Here is a 19587-nt window from a genome sequence, read left to right as displayed (position 1 = left end):
TCACTCGTACACACAGGGAGCAACCGGAATGGGTTCGGTTCGCGTAGCCATCGTCGGCGTGGGCAACTGCGCCGCGTCGCTGGTGCAGGGAGTCGAGTACTACAAGGACGCCGACCCGGCGTCGAAGGTCCCCGGCCTGATGCACGTGCAGTTCGGTGACTACCACGTGCGCGACATCGAGTTCGTCGCCGCGTTCGACGTCGACGCCAAGAAGGTCGGCCTCGACCTCGCGGACGCGATCGGCGCCTCCGAGAACAACACCATCAAGATCTGCGACGTGCCCAGCACCGGGGTCACCGTGCAGCGCGGCCACACCCTCGACGGCCTCGGCAAGTACTACCGCCAGACCATCGAGGAGTCCGACGCCGCGCCGGTCGACGTCGTCCAGGTCCTGAAGGACAAGCAGGTCGACGTCCTGGTCTGCTACCTGCCGGTGGGCTCCGAGGACGCGGCGAAGTTCTACGCCCAGTGCGCCATCGACGCCAAGGTCGCCTTCGTCAACGCCCTCCCGGTCTTCATCGCCGGCACCAAGGAGTGGGCGGACAAGTTCACCGAGGCCGGTGTGCCGATCGTCGGTGACGACATCAAGTCCCAGGTCGGCGCCACCATCACGCACCGCGTCATGGCCAAGCTGTTCGAGGACCGCGGTGTCATCCTCGACCGCACGATGCAGCTGAACGTCGGCGGCAACATGGACTTCAAGAACATGCTCGAGCGCGAGCGCCTGGAGTCCAAGAAGATCTCCAAGACGCAGGCCGTCACCTCCCAGATCCCCGACCGGGACCTCGGCGAGAAGAACGTCCACATCGGCCCGTCCGACTACGTGGCCTGGCTGGACGACCGCAAGTGGGCCTACGTCCGCCTCGAGGGCCGCGCCTTCGGTGACGTCCCGCTGAACCTGGAGTACAAGCTCGAGGTCTGGGACTCCCCGAACTCCGCGGGTGTCATCATCGACGCCCTGCGCGCCGCGAAGATCGCCAAGGACCGCGGCATCGGCGGCCCGATCCTGTCGGCGTCCTCCTACTTCATGAAGTCCCCGCCGGTCCAGTACTTCGACGACGAGGCCCGCGAGAACGTCGAGAAGTTCATCCGCGGCGAGGTCGAGCGCTAGAACGCCCCACGGCGCATCGCTCGCACCAGAACGCTCCTGCCAGGGCTGTGAAGGTCCCCGGGTTCCCTGACCCGGGGACCTTCCACATGTGTGAGGCTGTGCTCCATGCCCGTCGTCCGTGACCTGCGCGTCCTGTTGCGCCTGCGGTACTTCCGACGTCTGCTCTCCATCCGCCTCCTGTCCCAGGGCGCCGACGGCGTCTACCAGGTCGCGCTCGCCGCGTACGTCGTCTTCTCACCGGAGAAACAGACCTCGGCCACCGCCATCGCCTCGGCGATGGCCGTCCTGCTGCTCCCCTATTCGCTGGTCGGCCCGTTCGCGGGCGTCCTGCTGGACCGCTGGCGCCGTCGGCAGGTCTTCCTCTACGGCAATCTGCTGCGCGCCCTGCTGGCCGCGGTCACCGCCGTGCTGATGGTCAGTCATGTCCCGGACTGGCTCTTCTACGTCTCGGCGCTGTGTGTCACGGCCGTCAACCGCTTCATCCTCGCCGGGCTGTCCGCGTCCCTGCCCCGCGTGGTGGACGCCGAGCGTCTTCTGCTCGCCAACTCCCTGTCCCCGACCGCCGGAACACTCGCGGCGACCGCGGGTGGCGGTCTCGCCTTCGCCGTACGGCTCGTGGCGTCCGACTCCGACGCGGCGGTTGTGCTCCTCGGCGCCTTCCTCTATCTGTGCGCCGGCCTGACATCCCTGACCATGCCTCGCGCGCTCCTCGGTCCCGACCGGCAGCCGGTACGGCCGCGCATGGGCACCGCCCTCGCCGAGACGGCACGCGAACTCCTGGCGGCCGTCCGGCATCTGGCCGCACCGCAGCGCAGGGAAGCCGCATGGGCGCTGGCCGCGATGACGCTGATGCGCTTCTGCTACGGCGCGCTCCTCGTCCTTCTGCTGATGCTGTGCCGCTACGCCCTCTCCGCGAGTCCCGAGGGCGGCCTTCGGCTGCTCGGCCTCGCGCTGGCGCTGTCGGGTGCGGGATTCTTCGCGGCGGCCGCGATCACGCCGTGGGCGGCGGGACGCCTCAGACCCGGGCGCTGGATCGTGGTGTGCTCGGGCGCCGCCAGCGTACTGGAGCCCGCCCTCGGCCTCCCGTTCGCCACCGGGCCCCTCCTGGTCGCGGCCTTCGTCCTGGGACTGATCACCCAGGGCGCGAAGATCGCCACGGACACGATCGTCCAGGCCGCCGTCGACGACGGCTTCCGCGGCCGGATCTTCTCCGTGTACGACGTGCTGTTCAATGTGGCCTTCGTCGGAGCGGCCGGAGTAGCGGCCCTGATGCTGCCGCCGGACGGACGCACGGCAACGCTGGTCGTCACAGTCGCCGTCATCTACGGCACAGTTGCTGGGGCTATGGCCCGCTTTGAACACCGGTGAGTGTCACATCAAAGCCACAGAGTCCCCCTGGGCTACAGGAGTGTCAGTAGTGCCCGGTAACTTACGTGCGTCTTATGCGCCACTTATGTGCGCTGCTCGCCAACTCTCTTAGGGGGACCACCAAGTGACGACTCCGCCGCCCCAGGGCCAGTACCCGTACGCGCCGGGGCAGCAGCCGTACGGCCAGCCCCAGCCGCAGGCCCCGTACCCGCCCCAGGGCGGCTACCCGCAGCAGCCGGGCCAGCCTGGCTTCCCCCAGCAGGGCACGGCACCGTACGCACCGGTGCCACCTCAGCGGCCGAAGCGCAACGTCAAGCTGTACGTGCGCATAGCCATCATCGTCGTCGGCCTTATCGCGGCGGCCGGCGGCTACCTCGGCAGCCACAGCGACGACACCCAGAAGCTGGCTGTCGGCGACTGCCTGACGAACAAGGGAACCGCCAAGGACCCGAACATCGAGCAGCTGGACTGCAGCGATCCGAAGGCGGACTACAAGGTACTCAAGAAGGACGGCAGCACCAGCATCGCCATGCTCGCCTGCCAGTCGGTCCAGGGAACGACCGCCGCCATCTCGTGGCGAGAAGGCAGCGACTCATTCGTTCTCTGCCTGGGAGACAACAAGAAGTAGCGCTTGAACGCGCGGAGGGGCGATGTTTCACGTGAAACATCGCCCCTCCGCGCGTTCTGATCCAGGCGGTGTGTTTCACGTGAAACATGGCACCGCCTGGCCCGTCAGAGATCAGTTCTGCTCGGCCCACCAGTCCTTGAGAGCCGCCACCGCCGCGTCGTACCCCATCGGTCCGTTCTCCAGGCGCAGCTCCAGCATGTGCTTGTACGCCTTACCGACGACGGGGCCGGGGCCGACCCCCAGGATCTCCATGATCTGGTTGCCGTCGAGATCCGGGCGGATCGCGTCCAGCTCCTCCTGCTCCTGCAGCTGGGCGATGCGCTCCTCCAGGCCGTCGTAGGCCCGGGACAGCGCGGCCGCCTTGCGCTTGTTGCGGGTGGTGCAGTCGGAACGGGTCAGCTTGTGCAGGCGGTCCAGCAGCGGGCCCGCGTCGCGGACATAGCGGCGCACGGCCGAGTCCGTCCACTCCCCGGTGCCGTAGCCGTGGAAGCGCAGGTGGAGCTCGACCAGCCGTGAGACGTCCTTCACGAGCTCGTTGGAGTACTTCAAGGCCGTCATGCGCTTCTTGGTCATCTTGGCTCCGACCACCTCGTGGTGGTGGAAGGAGACCCGACCGTCCTTCTCGAAGCGGCGCGTACGCGGCTTGCCGATGTCGTGCAGCAGCGCCGCCAGCCGCAGCGTGAGGTCGGGACCGTCCTGCTCCAGGGCGATCGCCTGCTGCAGGACGATCAGCGTGTGCTCGTAGACATCCTTGTGCCGGTGGTGCTCGTCACGTTCCAGGCGCAGCGCCGGCAGTTCGGGCAGCACATGGTCGGCGAGCCCGGTCTCCACGAGCAGGGTCAGCCCCTTGCACGGGTGCGCGGACAGGATCAGCTTGTTCAGCTCGTCCCGGACCCGCTCGGCCGAGACGATCTCAATGCGTCCGGCCATCTCCTTCATCGCGGTGACGACCTCGGGGGCGACCGCGAAGTCCAGCTGGGCGGCGAACCGGGCGGCCCGCATCATGCGCAGCGGATCGTCCGAGAAGGACTCCTCCGGCGTGCCCGGCGTCCGCAGCACACGCGCCGCAAGATCCTCCAGGCCTCCGTGCGGGTCGATGAACTCCTTCGCCGGCAGTGCCACGGCCATCGCGTTGACCGTGAAGTCACGGCGGACCAGATCCTCCTCGATGGAGTCGCCGTACGACACCTCGGGCTTGCGCGAGGTGCGGTCGTAGGCCTCCGACCGGTAGGTGGTGACCTCGATCTGGTAGCCGTCCTTCTGCGCGCCGACGGTACCGAAGGCGATACCGACCTCCCAGACGGCGTCCGCCCACGGACGGACGATCTTCAGAACGTCCTCGGGGCGAGCGTCGGTCGTGAAGTCCAGGTCGTTGCCGAGCCGGCCGAGCAGCGCGTCCCGCACCGACCCGCCGACCAGGGCGAGGGAGAACCCGGCCGCCTGGAATCGGCGGGCGAGATCGTCGGCAACGGGGGCCACCCGCAGCAGCTCGGCGACCGCGCGCTGCTGCGCCTGGCTCAGGGCAGAGGGAGTGTCTTCGTTGGGGTTCGGCACAACAGAAGAGGGTACGTGCCCCGGCGACCAGGGGCGCCCTCCATTTTCGTCCGGGGCCGACCGGACGAGGACCAAGGGCCGGCCCGGGGAGAGGGGCCGCGGACAGCTGTCGGCATACCGGCGCAAGCGCTGCTCTTACGGCGTACGGAAGCTCTCCCCTCGATACTGGATATAGAGGACAGGTCGCCGGGAGTTCTTCGATCTTGTGACGGAGACCGCGGCACTTCCCCTCAGCGCGCATCGTTACCATGCGTGGACGCACATTCCGACGACCACTGACGACGACGAGGGACGGGCGAGCGCGTGGCCGAGGCGGCTGAATTCCAGGGGACCAGTGCCTCACCTGCCCGCCGGTGGCTGCGACGTGCCGGCGCACTGCTCGCTGGTGCGCCGCTGCTGGCCGGGCTGCTCCAGCTGCCCGCGGCGGCGCCCGCCGCGGCCGCTTCCTCGGACGCGGTGTCCGTCTCCCTGGACTCACTGACCCCCAGCGCCCCCACGGACGGGGACACGCTGACCGTGTCGGGCACCGTGACCAACAACGGCAAGCAGGCCGTCACGGGCGCGCACGTGGGCCTGCAGGTGGGTCCCATGCTGACCACCCGCTCGGCGATCGACTCCGTCGCCCAGAACCCCGACGACCTGTCGGGCGACACGGGCTCCGAGGTCGGCGGCAAGTACGTGGAGAAGTTCGCCAAGCTGTCGCCGGGCGTCGCCGAGCACTTCAGCATCTCCGTCCCCGTGGACAAGCTGGACCTCGGTGACGCCGGCGTGTACGAGTTCGGTGTCTCCCTCTCCGGTCGGACCGCCGCCCAGCCCTGGGACCAGATGCTCGGCATCCAGCGGACGTTCCTGCCGTGGCAGCCGTCCGAGGCCGACACCAAGACGAAGACGACATACCTGTGGCCGCTGATCTCCACGGTCCACATGACGGCCAAGACGGGTGCCGGAGAGCTCCAGACACCGGTGTTCCTCAACGACGACCTGGCCAAGGACCTCGCGCCGGGCGGCCGGCTGGCCCAGATGGTGGAACTGGGCAAGGACCTGGACGTCACCTGGGTGATCGACCCGGACCTGCTGGCCTCCGTGGACGCGATGGCCACCGGCAACTACCGGCTGCCGGGCGACGGTGGCACCACCAAGCCCGGCCCGAAGGATCACCAGGCGCTCGCCAAGCAGTGGCTGGCGAACCTGCAGGACGCGGTGGCGGGCAAGGAGGTCGTCGCGCTGCCCTTCGCCGACCCGGACCTGGCGTCCCTCGCGCACAACGGCACAAGCGTCACCGGCTCCCTCAGCCACCTCAAGGACGCGACCGACGTCGCCGCCACCACGGTCAAGACCGTGCTCCACGTCACGCCGAGCACCGACTTCGCCTGGCCGGTGGAGGGCGCCGTGGACCCGGCGATCATGAAGGTCGCGACCTCCGCCGGGGCCGACCGCGTGATCGCCCGCAGTGACAGCCTCCAGGAGACCGCCGGGCTGCCGTACACGCCCTCAGCCGCCCGCCCGGTCGGCGGCGGCACCACAGCGGTGGTCTCCGACGCCCGGCTGTCCACGGCCTTCGAGGGCGATCTGACGAAGGCGGACACGGCCACGCTCGCGGTGCAGGAGTTCCTGGCGCAGAGCCTCGAGGTGAACGCGCAGACGGACAAGCAGCGCAGCATCGTGGTCGCCCCGCAGCGCATGCCCACCGCGAGCCAGGCCCAGGCGATGGCGGCGGCGCTGAAGGCCCTCCAGGGCGGGAACTGGTCCCAGTCCCAGGACCTCTCCGCCGCGGCCAAGGACAAGCCGGACCCGAACGCCACCACGCGCATCCCGTCGGAGTCCGCCTACCCCTCCTCGCTGCTTTCGCAGGAACTGCCACGGACGGCCTTCGAGCAGATCGCGCGTACCCAGGACAAGCTCGGCAGCTTCCAGGTGATCCTCTCCGACCAGTCCCGCGTCGTCACGCCCTTCGGGCGGGCCATAAACCGTGAGATGTCCACGTCGTGGACCGGCCGGAGCTGGCACGCACAGAGCTACCGCGACGGCGTGGAGGGATGGCTCGACGAGCTGGCCGACCAGGTCAAGCTGATCGACAAGTCGGAGACCAAGCTCTCCGGACGCAGCGCCACCATTCCGGTGACCGTCCAGAACAACCTCGTCCAGCCGGTCGGCCATCTGGTCCTGCGCCTCACCTCGACCATGCCGACGCGTCTGAAGATCGGCGGCAAGGCATACTCCGAGCAGCCGGTGGAGATCTCCGGCGGGCACAGCCAGTCCGTGAAGTTCACCACTTCGGCCAACGCCAACGGCCGGGTCACGGTGATCGCCCAGCTGTACACCGAGGACGGCCAGAAGTACGGCGATCCCGTCAGCTTCGACGTGAAGGTCACCGAGATCACGCCCACGGTGATGCTGGTCATCGGCGGCGGCGTGCTCCTCCTCGTCCTGGCCGGTTTCCGGATGTACACCCAGCGCAAACGGGCATCCGCACGCCAGACGGAGGAGAACGGCACCGACGCGGAAGAGCAGGCCGCCGACGAGCCCGGGAACCCCGACGCCCCCGCGGACCGTCTCCCGGAGGAACCGGAGGATTCCGCCTCTCCCACGAGGGCAGACGACCGGGAGCACCCGAGTGACCCTGCACCGGACACCGCACCGGAAAGCCCCGACCCGTCCGGGACGGGTGAGAGAGTGGACCGTTGAGCGATGTCATGGCCGGTGGGGCCAGGGACGATGAGGTGGGGTAAGCATGAACGCGCCGTACGACGGTGATCGCGGCCAGGGCGCGGCCGGCTCGGGCTACCCCGAGACACCGCCGGAGCCCGGTCAGGTACCGCCGCAGCAACCGGCGGACATGTACCTCCAGGACGCCTACGACCAGGACCCCTACCGGGGGCAGGACCTCGCCGCCCAGGATCCGGTCGCCGAGGCGCTCTACGACCGCGCCGCGCACCCGCCGCCCCCTCAGGGCAGCCACGGGCAGCAGCCGCTCTACGGACAGCCCGCTCAGTCGCCGTACGCGCCCGACCCTCGGGTGTGGGCACAGACGCCGGCACCGGAGCCGGAGGGCGCGGCCCCCTACATGCCGTACGGCGACGACCCGCGCACGACCCAGTTCGTGGGCGTGGACGACCTGGTCACGCACTCGGGCGAGGAGTACCACGAGCCGGACGCCTTCGCGCACCTCTTCAAGGACCAGCAGCAGAGCGGTGGGCACGCGCCCATGGACCCGCCCGGCTACTCCCAGCCGGCCACCGCTCCAGGCACCGGGTACGGTCCCGCCGACCAGTACCCGTCGGCGCCCGGCCAGGGCGCCCAGCAGGACAGCCCGTACGCCGCCGCGGCCTCCTATCCGGCCGCCCCGGGGAACGCGGCGCAGCCGCCCGTGCCCGCCCCGGCCGCGGCGCCGGATCCCGCCGGTCCGTACCAGGACGCGGAACCCGAGCTGGCAGCGGCTCCCGCAGCCTCTGCCGCACCCGCGAAGAAGGGTGGCAAGGCCACCGGGCTGCTGAAGTCCAGTGCCGTGATGGCGGCGGGCACGATGGTCTCCCGCCTCACCGGTTTCATCCGCTCGGCGCTGATCGTCTCGGCGCTCGGCCTCGGCTTCCTCGGCGACTCCTTCCAGGTCGCCTACCAGCTGCCGACGATGATCTACATCCTTACCGTCGGCGGCGGCCTGAACTCGGTCTTCGTGCCGCAACTGGTGCGGTCGATGAAGGAGGACGAGGACGGCGGCGAGGCCTTCGCGAACCGCCTGCTGACCCTGGTGATGGTCGCGCTGGCCGCGCTCACCGGCCTCGCGATGTTCGCCGCGCCGCTCCTGGTGCGGGCCCTGTCGCCCACCATCGCCGGCAACCCGGCCGCCAACGACGTGGCGGTCACCTTCACCCGCTACTTCCTGCCCTCGATCTTCTTCATGGGCATCCACGTGGTGATGGGTCAGATCCTCAACGCCCGCGGCAAGTTCGGCGCGATGATGTGGACCCCGGTCCTGAACAACATCGTCATCATCGTGTCGCTCGGCATGTTCATCTGGGTCTACGGCACCGCCTCCCACTCCCACATGAAGGTCGAGAACATCCCGGCGGAGGGCCAGCGGCTGCTCGGGATCGGTGTGCTGCTCGGTCTGGTCGTCCAGGCGCTGGCGATGATCCCGTACCTGCGCGAGACGGGCTTCCGGATCCGGCTGCGGTTCGACTGGCGCGGCCACGGCCTGGGCAAGGCCGCGATGCTCGCCAAGTGGACGGTCCTGTTCGTCCTGGCCAACCAGGCGGGCGCCATGATCGTCACCCAGCTGTCCACCGCCGCGGGCAAGGACTCCGACATCAAGGGCACCGGTTTCGCCGCCTACGCCAACGCCCAGCTGATCTGGGGCCTGCCGCAGGCCATCATCACGGTCTCCCTAATGGCCGCGCTGCTGCCGCGCATCTCGCGTTCGGCCGCCGAGGGCGACGTCGGCGCCGTCCGCGATGACATCTCCCAGGGCCTGCGGACCACCGCGGTCGCCATCGTGCCGATCGCCTTCGGCTTCCTCGCCCTCGGCATTCCGATGTGCACGCTGATCTTCGGCTCCGCAGGCACCGACTCGGCCACCAACATGGGCTACATGCTGATGGCCTTCGGCCTCGGCCTGATCCCGTACTCGGTGCAGTACGTCGTCCTGCGGGCCTTCTACGCATACGAGGACACCCGCACGCCCTTCTACAACACCGTCATCGTCGCCGTCGTCAACGCGGGCGCCTCGGCGCTCTGCTACTTCCTGCTGCCCGCCCGCTGGGCGGTCGCGGGCATGGCAGCCGCGTACGGCCTGGCCTACGCGATCGGTGTGGGCGTCGCCTGGCGGCGGCTGCGCAAGCGGCTCGGCGGTGACCTGGACGGCGCCCGGGTGATGCGGACGTACGCGCGCCTGTGCCTCGCCTCGGTGCCGGCCGCCCTGCTCAGCGGCGCGGCCTGCTACGGCATCGGGCACACCCTCGGCCAGGGCGTCGTCGGCTCCTTCGCCGCGCTGATCGCCGGTGGTGCCGTCCTGCTCGGCATGTTTTTCGTCGCCGCCCGCCGGATGCGCATCGAGGAACTCAATTCGCTCGTGGGCATGGTCCGCGGGCGTCTGGGCCGCTGAGGCGGGGGTAGGCGCACAACCATCGTCCGCCGCCGTGTGTCGTGCATAGCGGCGGACTGTGGGCACAATTGGTTTCGGCGTCGGACAGCGTGCAACGGATGGGGAGGCAGGGACGACGGTGGCGGAACGGAGCACAGCTGCCGTCGACGTGGCAGACAACAGCGGTGAGCAGCCGCTGACCGCCAAGGCGGACCAGTCCACGGCCGACGGGGTGGCCAAGAACCCGGAGCGGGACACGGACAGCGACGAGGCACAGAGGACCGGGCCCGAGGGTTCCGTGCAGAAGGCCTCGCCTCCCGAACTGCACAGCGGTCACAAACTCGCCAGACGCTACCGACTGGAGGAGTGCGTCACCCGTCTGGACGGATTCAGCAGCTGGCGTGCGGTCGACGAGAAGCTCCGTCGCGCCGTCGGCGTCCACATCCTGCCCGCGGAACACGTGCGGGCCCGTTCCGTCCTCGCCGCCGCCCGCTCCTCCGCGCTGCTCGGCGACCCCCGCTTCGTCCAGGTGCTCGACGCCGTCGAGGAGAACGACCTCGTCTACGTCGTGCACGAGTGGCTGCCCGACGCCACCGAGCTGACCACGCTCCTCACGAACGGCCCACTGGAGCCGCACGACGCCTACCAGATGGTCAGTCAGGTCGCTTCCGCCATGGCCGCCGCGCACCGCGAGGGCCTCGCCCATCTCCGGCTCAACCCCAACGCCGTCCTGCGCGCCTCGACCGGCCAGTGGCGGATCCGGGGCCTCGCCGTGAACGCCGCGCTGCGCGGCATCAGCTCCGACACCCCGCAGCGCACCGACACCGAGGCGATCGGCGCCCTGCTGTACGCGGCGCTGACCCAGCGCTGGCCGTACGAGAACAACGCGTACGGCCTGTCCGGGCTTCCCAAGGGCGTCGGCCTCATCGCACCGGACCAGGTGCGGGCCGGTGTGCACCGGGGCCTGTCCGAACTGGCCATGCGCGCGCTCGCCAACGACGGTGCCACCGCCTCCCGTCACGAGGCCCCGTGCACCACGCCGGAGGAGCTGGTGAAGGCGATCGGCGAGATGCCGCGCATCCGCCCACCGGAGCCTGCGTTCACGGCCCCGCCCGAGTACCAGCGCACGACCTACCAGCAGGGCACGTACGGCCGCCCGGCACCGCACCCCGGCGCCACCCAGCCGATCACCCCGCCGCCGCCCCCGCTGCAGAGCCGTACTGGCAAGGTGCTGAAGTGGGCCGTGTCCGCCCTCCTCATCGCCGCCCTCGGCCTGGGAAGCTGGCAGTTGGCGGACGCACTGATGGACCAGAGCGGCAAGTCCGACGACACCAACAAGAGCCAGCAGACGGGTGACGGCGACAAGGGCGGTGCGAAGCCCAAGCCGATGCCGATAAGCATCAAGGGCAGCCGGGAGTTCGTCGCCACGGGGGACGCCCAGCACCCCGGCGATGTGGCCAATACCTACGACGGCAACACCTCCACGTACTGGAGGACGAAGACCTTCAACGAAGGTCCCCCGATCGCGCCCTACAAGCCAGGCGTCGGCATCGTCTACGACCTGGGTTCGGCCAAGACGCTTCGGACGGCCACCCTCGACCTGCGCTACCCCGGTGACCACACGACCGTGGAGCTGTACGCTGCCGACTCGCTGACACCCGGGTCGCTGGACTCGATGGACCAGATCGGCAAGGGCACGACCACGAGCACCACCGCTACGGTGAGGGTCACCAAGTCAGTGAAGACGCAATACGTCCTCGTGTGGCTGACGGCCGTGCCGTACTCGGGTCCGGACTCGGCCGCGTACGCCAAGGCCGGCTACAAGCAAGCCATCGGAGAAGTGAAGTTCACGGGCTGACGTCGCACCCGGACCGGAGGGGGCAGATGGCGGAGGACGCCGGATACGACGGAGTGAGCGACAAGGATCTGCTCTCCCGCCATGTGGAAGGCGACCCCGATGCCTTCGGGGAGATCGTGCGCCGGCATCGGGATCGGCTCTGGGCGGTCGCGCTGCGGACGCTGGGGGACCGTGAGGAGGCCGCCGACGCGGTCCAGGACGCCCTGTTGTCGGCCTACCGGGCCGCTCACACCTTCCGGGGCCAGTCGGCGGTCACGACCTGGCTGCACCGGATCACGGTGAACGCCTGCCTGGACCGTGCCCGCAAGGCGGACTCCCGGAAGACCGCTCCGGTCGACGACACCGAGCGGCTGGAGCAGCTCCTGGAGCCGCACGAGTCGGCCTCGGCGCCGGCCGAGCGGAACGATGTGCACCGTCAGCTGCTCGAAGCGCTCGGCACCCTCCCGCACGACCAGCGAGCTGCCCTGGTCCTGGTGGACATGCAGGGCTATGCCGTGGCCGAGGCCGCGCGGATCCTCGATGTGCCGACGGGCACGGTGAAGAGCCGTTGTGCCCGGGGCAGAGCCCGGCTGATGCCTCTCCTCACTCATCTACGGCCCGAAGGCTCTGGAAGCGGAAAAGAACCCGGCGCGGGACGGAACCGGGTGGAGGGGACATCCGTCCCACCGGCAACGGGGACGTCAAGCGAGAGCCCCGAGGGCGCGGGACCGAGCGATTCAGCCGTAGTGAAGGGCGGAGGTGGGCGAGCGTGACTTCCACGACAGACACGACCGGGCACCCGGACGTCGCGGAGATCTCCGACCTCACCGAAGGCCTTCTGCCTCCGGACCGCAGCACGGACGTACGGCGCCATCTGGAGACGTGTGAGCTGTGCGCGGACGTCCGCGCCTCGCTGGATGAGATCCGGGGGCTGCTGGGATCCGTATCGGAAGCGGAGAGCATGCCGGCCGACGTGGCCGAGCGTATTGATGCCGCGCTCGCTGCGGAGGCGCTGCTCAGCGCCTCCGCTCCGGAACCGCTGAGCGCTCAGGCCTCCACGGAGACCAAGCCGGGGCAAGGGGACGGCCAGGGTCATGTTTCACGTGAAACATCGCTTCCCTCGGACCGCCCCGCTGGCCGTCCTCAGGCGGCGACCGGCCCGGGCCGCAAGGGGCGCGAGCGGGGCCGACGTCGGGGGCGTGTGGTCCTGGGGGCTGTGCTGACCGCTGCCGTCCTCGGAGTGGGGTCCCTAGTACTGCAGTCGCTCGGTGATCACTCGTCCGACACCACCGCCCATGGAAAGCCGACGCCTTCCGTCGGTCCCTTCTCGGGCACGAGTGTCGAGAGCCAGGTGAAGGATCTACTCACCACCAAGAAGAACCCGCAGCAGGGCCAGCAGCCTCGATCGGGCCACCAGTCCGAGCAGAACACCCCTCACTCGACCGAAAGCGCGAACACTCTGATCCAGACCGACGTCGCCGTCCCCGACTGCGTCCGAGCCGCGCTCCACCGGGGCGACAACGTCCTGGGCGCCAAGACGGGAACGTACGACGGCAAGTCCGCCTATCTCGTCGTGGTGCCCGATGCCACAGACAGCGCGCGCGTGACGGTGTACATCGTCGATGCGGCCTGCATCCGGCAGCAGCCCGGTTCTGCCGGCACGGTTCTTCTGAAGCATTCCTTCACACGTCCCTGAGTCCACCCATCCCTGGGACTGCCGGGCCGCTCCCTCTGTCACCCGGCGCATGCGTGTGCCCGGACACACCGGGAATGCGGGCCCCGTAGGATCCGTTGGGTGGGGTGAGAGTCCTGGAAGGGTCTCCCACCGGTCGACTGACGCAGACCAGAGACGAGGAATCAAGCCGTGAGCGACGTCCGTAACGTGATCATCATCGGCTCCGGGCCCGCCGGCTACACGGCGGCGCTCTACACCGCGCGAGCGTCGCTGAAGCCCCTGGTGTTCGAGGGCGCCGTCACCGCCGGTGGCGCGCTGATGAACACCACCGAGGTGGAGAACTTCCCGGGCTTCCGCGACGGCATCATGGGCCCCGAGCTGATGGACAACATGCGGGCGCAGGCCGAGCGCTTCGGCGCCGAGCTCATCCCGGACGACATCGTCTCCGTCGACCTCAGCGGTGAGATCAAGACCGTCACCGACACCGCAGGCACGGTCCACAAGGCCAAGGCCGTCATCGTCACCACCGGCTCCCAGCACCGCAAGCTGGGCCTGCCGAACGAGGACGCCCTGTCCGGCCGAGGTGTCTCCTGGTGCGCGACCTGCGACGGCTTCTTCTTCAAGGACCAGGACATCGCCGTGATCGGCGGCGGAGACACCGCGATGGAGGAGGCCACCTTCCTCTCGCGGTTCGCCAAGTCCGTGACGATCGTCCACCGCCGGGACACGCTGCGCGCCTCCAAGGCGATGCAGGAGCGTGCCTTCGGTGACCCGAAGATCAAGTTCGTGTGGGACAGCGAGGTCGCCGAGATCCAGGGCGAGCAGAAGCTCTCCGGTCTGAAGCTGCGCAACGTCAAGACCGGGGAACTGTCCGAGCTGCCCGTGACCGGTCTGTTCATCGCGATCGGCCACGACCCGCGCACCGAGCTGTTCAAGGGCCAGCTGGACCTGGACGAGGAGGGCTACCTGAAGGTCGCCTCCCCGTCCACCCGCACCAATGTGACCGGTGTCTTCGCCGCCGGTGACGTGGTCGACCACACCTACCGACAGGCGATCACCGCGGCCGGCACAGGCTGCTCCGCCGCTCTGGACGCCGAGCGCTTCCTCTCCGCCCTCGCGGCCGAGGACAAGGCGGAGCCCGAGAAGACCGCCACCGCCTGACCCTCCCCTTCCCCCGCCCCACCGCACGATCGAGTTAAGGAGCCCGCCGTGGCCGGCAGCCTGAAGAATGTGACCGACGATTCCTTCGAGCAGGACGTCCTCAAGAGCGACAAGCCCGTCCTGGTGGACTTCTGGGCCGCCTGGTGCGGTCCGTGCCGCCAGATCGCTCCCTCCCTGGAGGCGATCGCTGCCGAGTACGGCGACAAGATCGAGGTCGTCAAGCTGAACATCGACGAGAACCCCGGCACGGCCGCGAAGTACGGCGTCATGTCCATCCCGACCCTGAACGTCTACCAGGGTGGCGAGGTCGCCAAGACCATCGTCGGTGCCAAGCCGAAGGCCGCGATCGTTCGCGACCTCGAGGACTTCATCGCCGAGTGACGTTTCACGTGAAACACGAATGGGCCGACCCGACAGGGTCGGCCCATTCGCTTAGGGCACTTCGCTGAGGCTACAGCGGCCTCAGCGCCGGTTCCTTCTGGACCGCGCCGAGAAGCCGATCGAGCGCCATCTCCACGTCTTCCCTCCAGGAGAGCGTCGATCGCAGCTCCAGCCGCAGCCGTGGATGCGCGGGATGCTGCCGGACCGTCTTGAAGCCCACGGCCAGAAGATGATCCGCAGGCAGAAGGCAGGCGGGCTCCTTCCAGCGGGCGTCACCGAAGGCCTCGATCGCCTTGAAGCCCCGGCGCAGCAGATCCTTGGCGACCGTCTGCACCAGCACGCGCCCCAGCCCCTGACCCTGATATCCGGGCATGATGAACGCCGTCATCAGCTGCACGGCGTCCGGTGAGACGGGACTCGTGGGAAAGGCCGTCGAGCGCGGGACATAGGCCGGAGGCGCGTAGAGAACGAAGCCCACCGGTATGTCATCGACGTACACCACCCGGCCGCACGATCCCCAGTCCAGCAGAACGGCGGAGATCCAGGCTTCCTTCTCGAGTGCCGAGGTCCCCGCCCTTACCGCCGCTTCTCCGCTGACGGGGTCCAGTTCCCAGAAGACACACGACCGACAGCGTGGGGGAAGGTCTTGAAGGTTGTCCAGCGTGAGCGGCACGAGCCGACGTCCCATGACGGCTGATCCTCGCTTCCTTCGCCCGCCGCGTCACGAGCGGCTGTCAGAGCACTCCGCCCCCTGAGCAGGCTGCCGACGAATCCGCCGACCGCTCCGAGGCCCAGGCCCGCGCTCACCAGTCCGGTTCGGCTCATCGATCGCATGGCCCCGTCTCCCCACTCAGAGATACAGATGCTGTCCGGTGGATGCGCCATACCCCTTCGCATCGTATCCACGATGCGATTCGCTCGACAGCGCCTCAAAGCAAAGAGCGGGCCGTGTTCCGGTACACACCGGACACGGCCCGCCTCCTCTACGGCAGAGTGGTCGGCAGGATCAGTCGTCCTGGTCGTCCGTCGCGTCCTGCAGTTCCTGAGGCAGCACCGGTCCCTCGCCCGGAGCGAGCGTGCTGAGGATCCGCTGGAGATCGTCCATCGAGGCGAACTCGACGGTGATCTTGCCCTTCTTCTGGCCCAGGTCGACCTTCACCCGTGTCTCGAAGCGATCCGACAGACGGGTCGCCAGCTCGTTCAGGGCCGGGGAGAGCCGGGAGCCGGCGCGCGGCCCCTTGGGGCGCTGAGGCTTCTGAGGCCGCGAGCCCATGAGGGTCACGATCTCCTCGACGGCCCGCACCGACAGCCCCTCGGCCACGATGCGGTGAGCAAGCCTGTCCTGCTCCTCCGAGTCCTCGATGGACAGCAGTGCCCGGGCATGCCCGGCGGAGAGAACACCGGCAGCCACCCGTTTCTGCACGGCCGGCGAGAGCTTCAGCAGACGCAGTGTGTTGGAGACCTGGGGCCGGGAGCGCCCGATCCGGTCGGCCAGCTGGTCGTGCGTGCAGTTGAAGTCCTTCAGCAGCTGGTCGTAGGCGGCAGCCTCTTCCAGCGGGTTCAGCTGGGCGCGGTGGAGGTTCTCCAGCAGCGCATCCAGGAGAAGCTTCTCGTCCTCCGTGGCCCGGACGATCGCCGGGATGGCCTCCAGGCCGGCCTCGCGGCAGGCCCGCCAGCGCCGCTCGCCCATGATCAGCTCATAGCGGGCGGGCCCGATCTGCCGTACGACGACCGGCTGGAGGAGACCGACCTCCTTGATGGAGGTGACCAGCTCGTGGAGCGCGTCCTCGTCGAAGACATCACGGGGCTGGCGCGGGTTCGGCGAGATCGCGTCGAGAGGGATCTCGGCGAAGTGCGCACCCATCGGAGGAGCCGGCGTCTCCATGGCGGGGCCTGCCGGGGGCTCCTCGGTTTCATGTGAAACAGGCGGCAGTGTGGCCACCTTCGCTGCGGCAACCCCGCGGTCGGTCGTCAGGACCGGGACGGCAGCGGGGGAGGCGGACGCCCCGCCTCCCAACGCAGCCGGAGCCGGGTTCTTCTCCGTCGGGGCAGCGGGGATCAGTGCGCCGAGACCACGGCCCAGCCCCCTCCGTCGCTCGCTCACTGGATCCCCTCCACCATGCTTGGGTCGTTCTGGACGCCGATGTGGGCCTGGCTGGCGTCATAGCTGATGCCGATGCCCTTCAGCGCGATTTCTCGAGCCGCCTCAAGATACGACAGGGCACCGCTCGATCCAGGATCGTAAGTCAGCACCGTCTGCCCGTAACTCGGCGCCTCAGAGATACGGACCGAGCGGGGAATGCTTGTCCGCAGCACCTCGTCGCCGAAATGGGTGCGCACCTCTTCCGCGACCTGGGAGGCGAGACGCGTCCGGCCGTCGTACATGGTGAGCAGGATGGTCGACACATGCAGCGTGGGGTTGAGGTGCCCCCGCACCAGGTCGACGTTGCGCAGCAGCTGACCCAGGCCCTCGAGTGCGTAGTACTCGCACTGGATCGGGATGAGGACCTCCTGGCCCGCCACCAGCGCGTTGACCGTCAGCAGGCCGAGCGAGGGCGGGCAGTCGATGAGGATGTAGTCCAACGGCTGTTCGTAGGCCTGGATCGCTCGCTGCAGTCGGCTCTCACGGGCCACCAGGGACACCAACTCGATCTCCGCACCGGCGAGATCGATGGTGGCGGGGGCGCAGAAGAGACCTTCTACGTCGGGGACCGGCTGAACGACCTCGGCGAGAGGCTTGCTCTCCACCAACACGTCATAGATGGAAGGAACTTCGGCGTGGTGGTCGATCCCGAGGGCGGTGGACGCGTTGCCCTGGGGGTCGAGGTCGATCACCAGGACGCGGCCGCCGTGCAGAGCCAGCGAAGCAGCAAGGTTGACGGTGGTCGTCGTCTTGCCCACGCCGCCCTTCTGGTTGGCGACCACGATGACTCTGGTCTGCTCCGGCCGTGGCAGGCCTTCGCCGGCGCGGCCCAGAGCCTCTACCGCCAGTTGGGCCGCACGACCGATCGGAGTGTCGTCCATCGGAGGCGGTGTTTCACGTGAAACATCCGCCCCCATCGACTCGGTACGGGGACCGGGGACCGGATCGGTCATCGGTCCCGCGATGTTGGCGTCGGACCGCAAGGATTCACTCTCCTCGACTTCAGGCTCGCAATGAACAGAGCCTCCCATGTCTTCGGGGTCGTGAACCAGTGAGGCCTGGTGTTCTGTGGAGAAATCCACCTCTGTGGACAACTCCGCTGCCCCTCCGAGTGAACCGAGAGGCTTTCGGTCGCGAGGTTCGGCCGCAGCGCGGCCACGACTGATGATCCCGTGCAGCAGTGAGCGACGTTTCACGTGAAACACGATGCACAGCGACGACGACCGGACCTCTGCGACACTCCGTCCTGCGTAGGTTTGGCAGCTTGTGTGGAGTACGTCTCGTGGTCAGAACGGATCAGCGGCGGCGACGTGCCCGGCCGGTGCGCGCCGCCTTCGCCCGCTTCGCCGCGAACCGCACACCACCCGGGCTCTCCCCGACCTCGACTCGCACTACCGTGGACATCGGGTCCACGATGCCCTCACCCACATGCAGGATCGACGTCTCCACCGCGCCGAGCTTGCTAAGGGCCGTGGCCGCGGCCTTCAGCTCCTCCTCAGCGGTGTCTCCCTTCAGCGCAAGCATCTCGCCGTAGGGGCGCAGCAGCGGGATGCCCCAGGTGGCCAGCCGGTCCAGCGGCGCCACGGCCCGGGCGGTAACCACATGGACCGGCGGCAGCTTGCCCAGAACCTCCTCGGCCCGGCCCCGCACCACCGTGACGTGGTCCAGGCCGAGCAGCTCGACGACCTCGGTGAGGAAGTTGGTGCGTCGCAGCAGCGGCTCCAGCAGGGTGATGTTCAGGTCTTCCCGGACCAGGGCCAGCGGGATGCCGGGCAGGCCGGCGCCGGAGCCGACATCGCAGACCGTCACTCCCTCGGGGACGGCCTCGGAGAGCACCGCGCAGTTCAGCAGATGCCGCTCCCACAGGCGGGGCACTTCCCGCGGGCCGATCAGGCCCCGCTGCACGCCCGCCTCGGCGAGCAGCTCCGCGTAGCGGACCGCATCGGCGAAGCGATCACCAAACACTTCCCGCGCCTGCTCGGGCGCGGGGGGAAGCTCCGCTGCCTCCGTCACGGGGACCGTCCTTCCGTACAGCGCCGGCGCTTCACGCACCGGCCACCAGAACTACCAGGCTGACAAAGTTCGGCCCCGTCTGCTCAACAGACGGGGCCGGCGAAACGCAAGGGCCGATCAGGCGGGCAGCACGACGACGAACCGCTGCGGCTCCTCGCCCTCGGACTCGCTGCGCAGTCCCGCGGCCTTGACCGCGTCGTGCACGACCTTGCGCTCGAACGGGGTCATCGGCTTGAGCTTGACGGGCTCGCCGCTGTTCTTCGCCTCGGCAGCGGCCTTGGCGCCGATCTCGGACAGCTCCGCCCGCTTCTTGGCACGGTAACCCGCGACGTCCAGCATCAGCCGGCTGCGGTCGCCGGTCTCCCGGTGCACCGCCAGGCGCGTCAGCTCCTGCAGCGCCTCCAGCACCTCGCCGTCACGGCCAACCAGCTTCTGCAGGTCGCGACTGCCGGTGTCGCTGATGATCGACACGGAGGCGCGGTCGGCCTCGACGTCCATGTCGATGTCGCCGTCGAGATCGGCGATGTCCAGCAGACCCTCCAGGTAGTCCGCCGCGATCTCACCCTCCTGCTCCAGGCGGGTCAGGGCGTCTGCACCCTCGGCAGCGGCGGAGGTGGTGCCTTCCGTCACGGGATG

The 19587-nt window shown here is 69.0% G+C and carries 16 protein-coding genes; 10 read left to right on the top strand and 6 right to left on the bottom strand.

The genetic code is table 11. From position 1 onward, the window contains the following. Nucleotides 1-28: 28 nt before the first annotated feature. The 3 genes from ACWC2T_RS08480 to ACWC2T_RS08470 all read left to right on the top strand — a co-directional run bounded on the left by ACWC2T_RS08480 (nucleotide 29) and on the right by ACWC2T_RS08470 (nucleotide 3107). A complete protein-coding gene (locus ACWC2T_RS08480; RefSeq protein ID WP_450669645.1) occupies nucleotides 29-1111 on the top strand; it encodes an inositol-3-phosphate synthase in 1083 nt (360 codons plus the stop codon). A gap of 105 nt (nucleotides 1112-1216) precedes the next feature. Then, nucleotides 1217-2479 carry an MFS transporter gene (locus tag ACWC2T_RS08475; protein ID WP_450669644.1) on the top strand — a complete coding sequence of 421 codons (1263 nt, stop codon included), beginning with the start codon at nucleotides 1217-1219 and terminating at the stop codon, nucleotides 2477-2479. Between the two features lie 124 nt (nucleotides 2480-2603). After that, nucleotides 2604-3107, top strand: a complete 504-nt coding sequence (locus ACWC2T_RS08470; protein WP_450669643.1) for an LppU/SCO3897 family protein — start codon at nucleotides 2604-2606, stop codon at nucleotides 3105-3107. A gap of 111 nt (nucleotides 3108-3218) precedes the next feature. Here the strand turns inward: ACWC2T_RS08470 and ACWC2T_RS08465 are convergent, their stop codons facing one another. Continuing rightward, nucleotides 3219-4661, bottom strand: a complete 1443-nt coding sequence (locus ACWC2T_RS08465; protein WP_450669642.1) for a CCA tRNA nucleotidyltransferase — start codon at nucleotides 4659-4661, stop codon at nucleotides 3219-3221. A gap of 303 nt (nucleotides 4662-4964) precedes the next feature. Here ACWC2T_RS08465 and ACWC2T_RS08460 point away from each other — a divergent pair, with 303 nt between their 5' ends. From ACWC2T_RS08460 to trxA, 7 genes are all read left to right on the top strand, one after another. Beyond that, nucleotides 4965-7346, top strand: coding sequence for a DUF6049 family protein (locus ACWC2T_RS08460; protein ID WP_450669641.1), 2382 nt, complete (start codon nucleotides 4965-4967; stop codon nucleotides 7344-7346). A gap of 46 nt (nucleotides 7347-7392) precedes the next feature. Next, nucleotides 7393-9762 carry a murein biosynthesis integral membrane protein MurJ gene (murJ, locus tag ACWC2T_RS08455; RefSeq protein ID WP_450669640.1) on the top strand — a complete coding sequence of 790 codons (2370 nt, stop codon included), beginning with the start codon at nucleotides 7393-7395 and terminating at the stop codon, nucleotides 9760-9762. Between the two features lie 118 nt (nucleotides 9763-9880). Continuing rightward, entirely contained in the window at nucleotides 9881-11599 is a 1719-nt protein-coding gene (locus ACWC2T_RS08450) for a protein kinase family protein (RefSeq protein WP_450669639.1), read from the top strand. Between the two features lie 26 nt (nucleotides 11600-11625). After that, nucleotides 11626-12351: an RNA polymerase sigma factor SigM gene (gene sigM / locus ACWC2T_RS08445; RefSeq protein WP_450669638.1), complete on the top strand. Its 726-nt coding sequence runs from the start codon at nucleotides 11626-11628 to the stop codon at nucleotides 12349-12351. A 188-nt stretch (nucleotides 12352-12539) separates the two neighbouring features. After that, nucleotides 12540-13274: a hypothetical protein gene (locus ACWC2T_RS08440; protein WP_450669637.1), complete on the top strand. Its 735-nt coding sequence runs from the start codon at nucleotides 12540-12542 to the stop codon at nucleotides 13272-13274. 168 nt (nucleotides 13275-13442) lie between these two features. Continuing rightward, on the top strand, nucleotides 13443-14414 hold the full coding sequence (gene trxB / locus ACWC2T_RS08435) for a thioredoxin-disulfide reductase (RefSeq protein ID WP_450669636.1): 972 nt from the start codon (nucleotides 13443-13445) through the stop codon (nucleotides 14412-14414). A gap of 48 nt (nucleotides 14415-14462) precedes the next feature. Next, a complete protein-coding gene (trxA, locus tag ACWC2T_RS08430) occupies nucleotides 14463-14795 on the top strand; it encodes a thioredoxin (protein WP_351208571.1) in 333 nt (110 codons plus the stop codon). A 70-nt stretch (nucleotides 14796-14865) separates the two neighbouring features. On the opposite strand, the gene ACWC2T_RS08425 is transcribed toward trxA, so the two are convergent. The 5 genes from ACWC2T_RS08425 to ACWC2T_RS08405 all read right to left on the bottom strand — a co-directional run bounded on the left by ACWC2T_RS08425 (nucleotide 14866) and on the right by ACWC2T_RS08405 (nucleotide 19581). Further along, nucleotides 14866-15483 carry a GNAT family N-acetyltransferase gene (locus tag ACWC2T_RS08425; RefSeq protein ID WP_450669635.1) on the bottom strand — a complete coding sequence of 206 codons (618 nt, stop codon included), beginning with the start codon at nucleotides 15481-15483 and terminating at the stop codon, nucleotides 14866-14868. Between the two features lie 318 nt (nucleotides 15484-15801). Continuing rightward, nucleotides 15802-16899 carry a ParB/RepB/Spo0J family partition protein gene (locus ACWC2T_RS08420; protein ID WP_450669634.1) on the bottom strand — a complete coding sequence of 366 codons (1098 nt, stop codon included), beginning with the start codon at nucleotides 16897-16899 and terminating at the stop codon, nucleotides 15802-15804. Next, nucleotides 16896-17969, bottom strand: a complete 1074-nt coding sequence (locus ACWC2T_RS08415) for a ParA family protein (protein ID WP_079133866.1) — start codon at nucleotides 17967-17969, stop codon at nucleotides 16896-16898. The genes ACWC2T_RS08420 and ACWC2T_RS08415 overlap by 4 nt, the downstream gene beginning before the upstream one ends. 265 nt (nucleotides 17970-18234) lie before the next feature. Then, nucleotides 18235-18951 carry a 16S rRNA (guanine(527)-N(7))-methyltransferase RsmG gene (rsmG, locus tag ACWC2T_RS08410; protein WP_351208568.1) on the bottom strand — a complete coding sequence of 239 codons (717 nt, stop codon included), beginning with the start codon at nucleotides 18949-18951 and terminating at the stop codon, nucleotides 18235-18237. A gap of 117 nt (nucleotides 18952-19068) precedes the next feature. Next, entirely contained in the window at nucleotides 19069-19581 is a 513-nt protein-coding gene (locus tag ACWC2T_RS08405; protein WP_450669633.1) for a Jag family protein, read from the bottom strand. Nucleotides 19582-19587: the final 6 nt, after the last annotated feature.

The organism is Streptomyces sp. NPDC001393 (assembly GCF_053597455.1).
Note: the sequence above shows the minus strand (reverse complement) of the source record. Positions and strands in the feature narration are given on the sequence as shown.

Excerpts from the sequence above, each read along its gene's own strand:
- ACWC2T_RS08480 (WP_450669645.1), top strand. The coding sequence starts at position 29 with ATGGGTTCGGTTCGCGTAGCCATCGTCGGCGTGGGCAACTGCGCCGCG.
- ACWC2T_RS08475 (WP_450669644.1), top strand. The coding sequence starts at position 1,217 with ATGCCCGTCGTCCGTGACCTGCGCGTCCTGTTGCGCCTGCGGTACTTC.
- murJ (WP_450669640.1), top strand. The coding sequence starts at position 7,393 with ATGAACGCGCCGTACGACGGTGATCGCGGCCAGGGCGCGGCCGGCTCG.
- sigM (WP_450669638.1), top strand. The coding sequence starts at position 11,626 with ATGGCGGAGGACGCCGGATACGACGGAGTGAGCGACAAGGATCTGCTC.
- ACWC2T_RS08440 (WP_450669637.1), top strand. The coding sequence starts at position 12,540 with ATGCCGGCCGACGTGGCCGAGCGTATTGATGCCGCGCTCGCTGCGGAG.
- ACWC2T_RS08425 (WP_450669635.1), bottom strand. The coding sequence starts at position 15,483 with ATGGGACGTCGGCTCGTGCCGCTCACGCTGGACAACCTTCAAGACCTT.
- ACWC2T_RS08415 (WP_079133866.1), bottom strand. The coding sequence starts at position 17,969 with ATGGGAGGCTCTGTTCATTGCGAGCCTGAAGTCGAGGAGAGTGAATCC.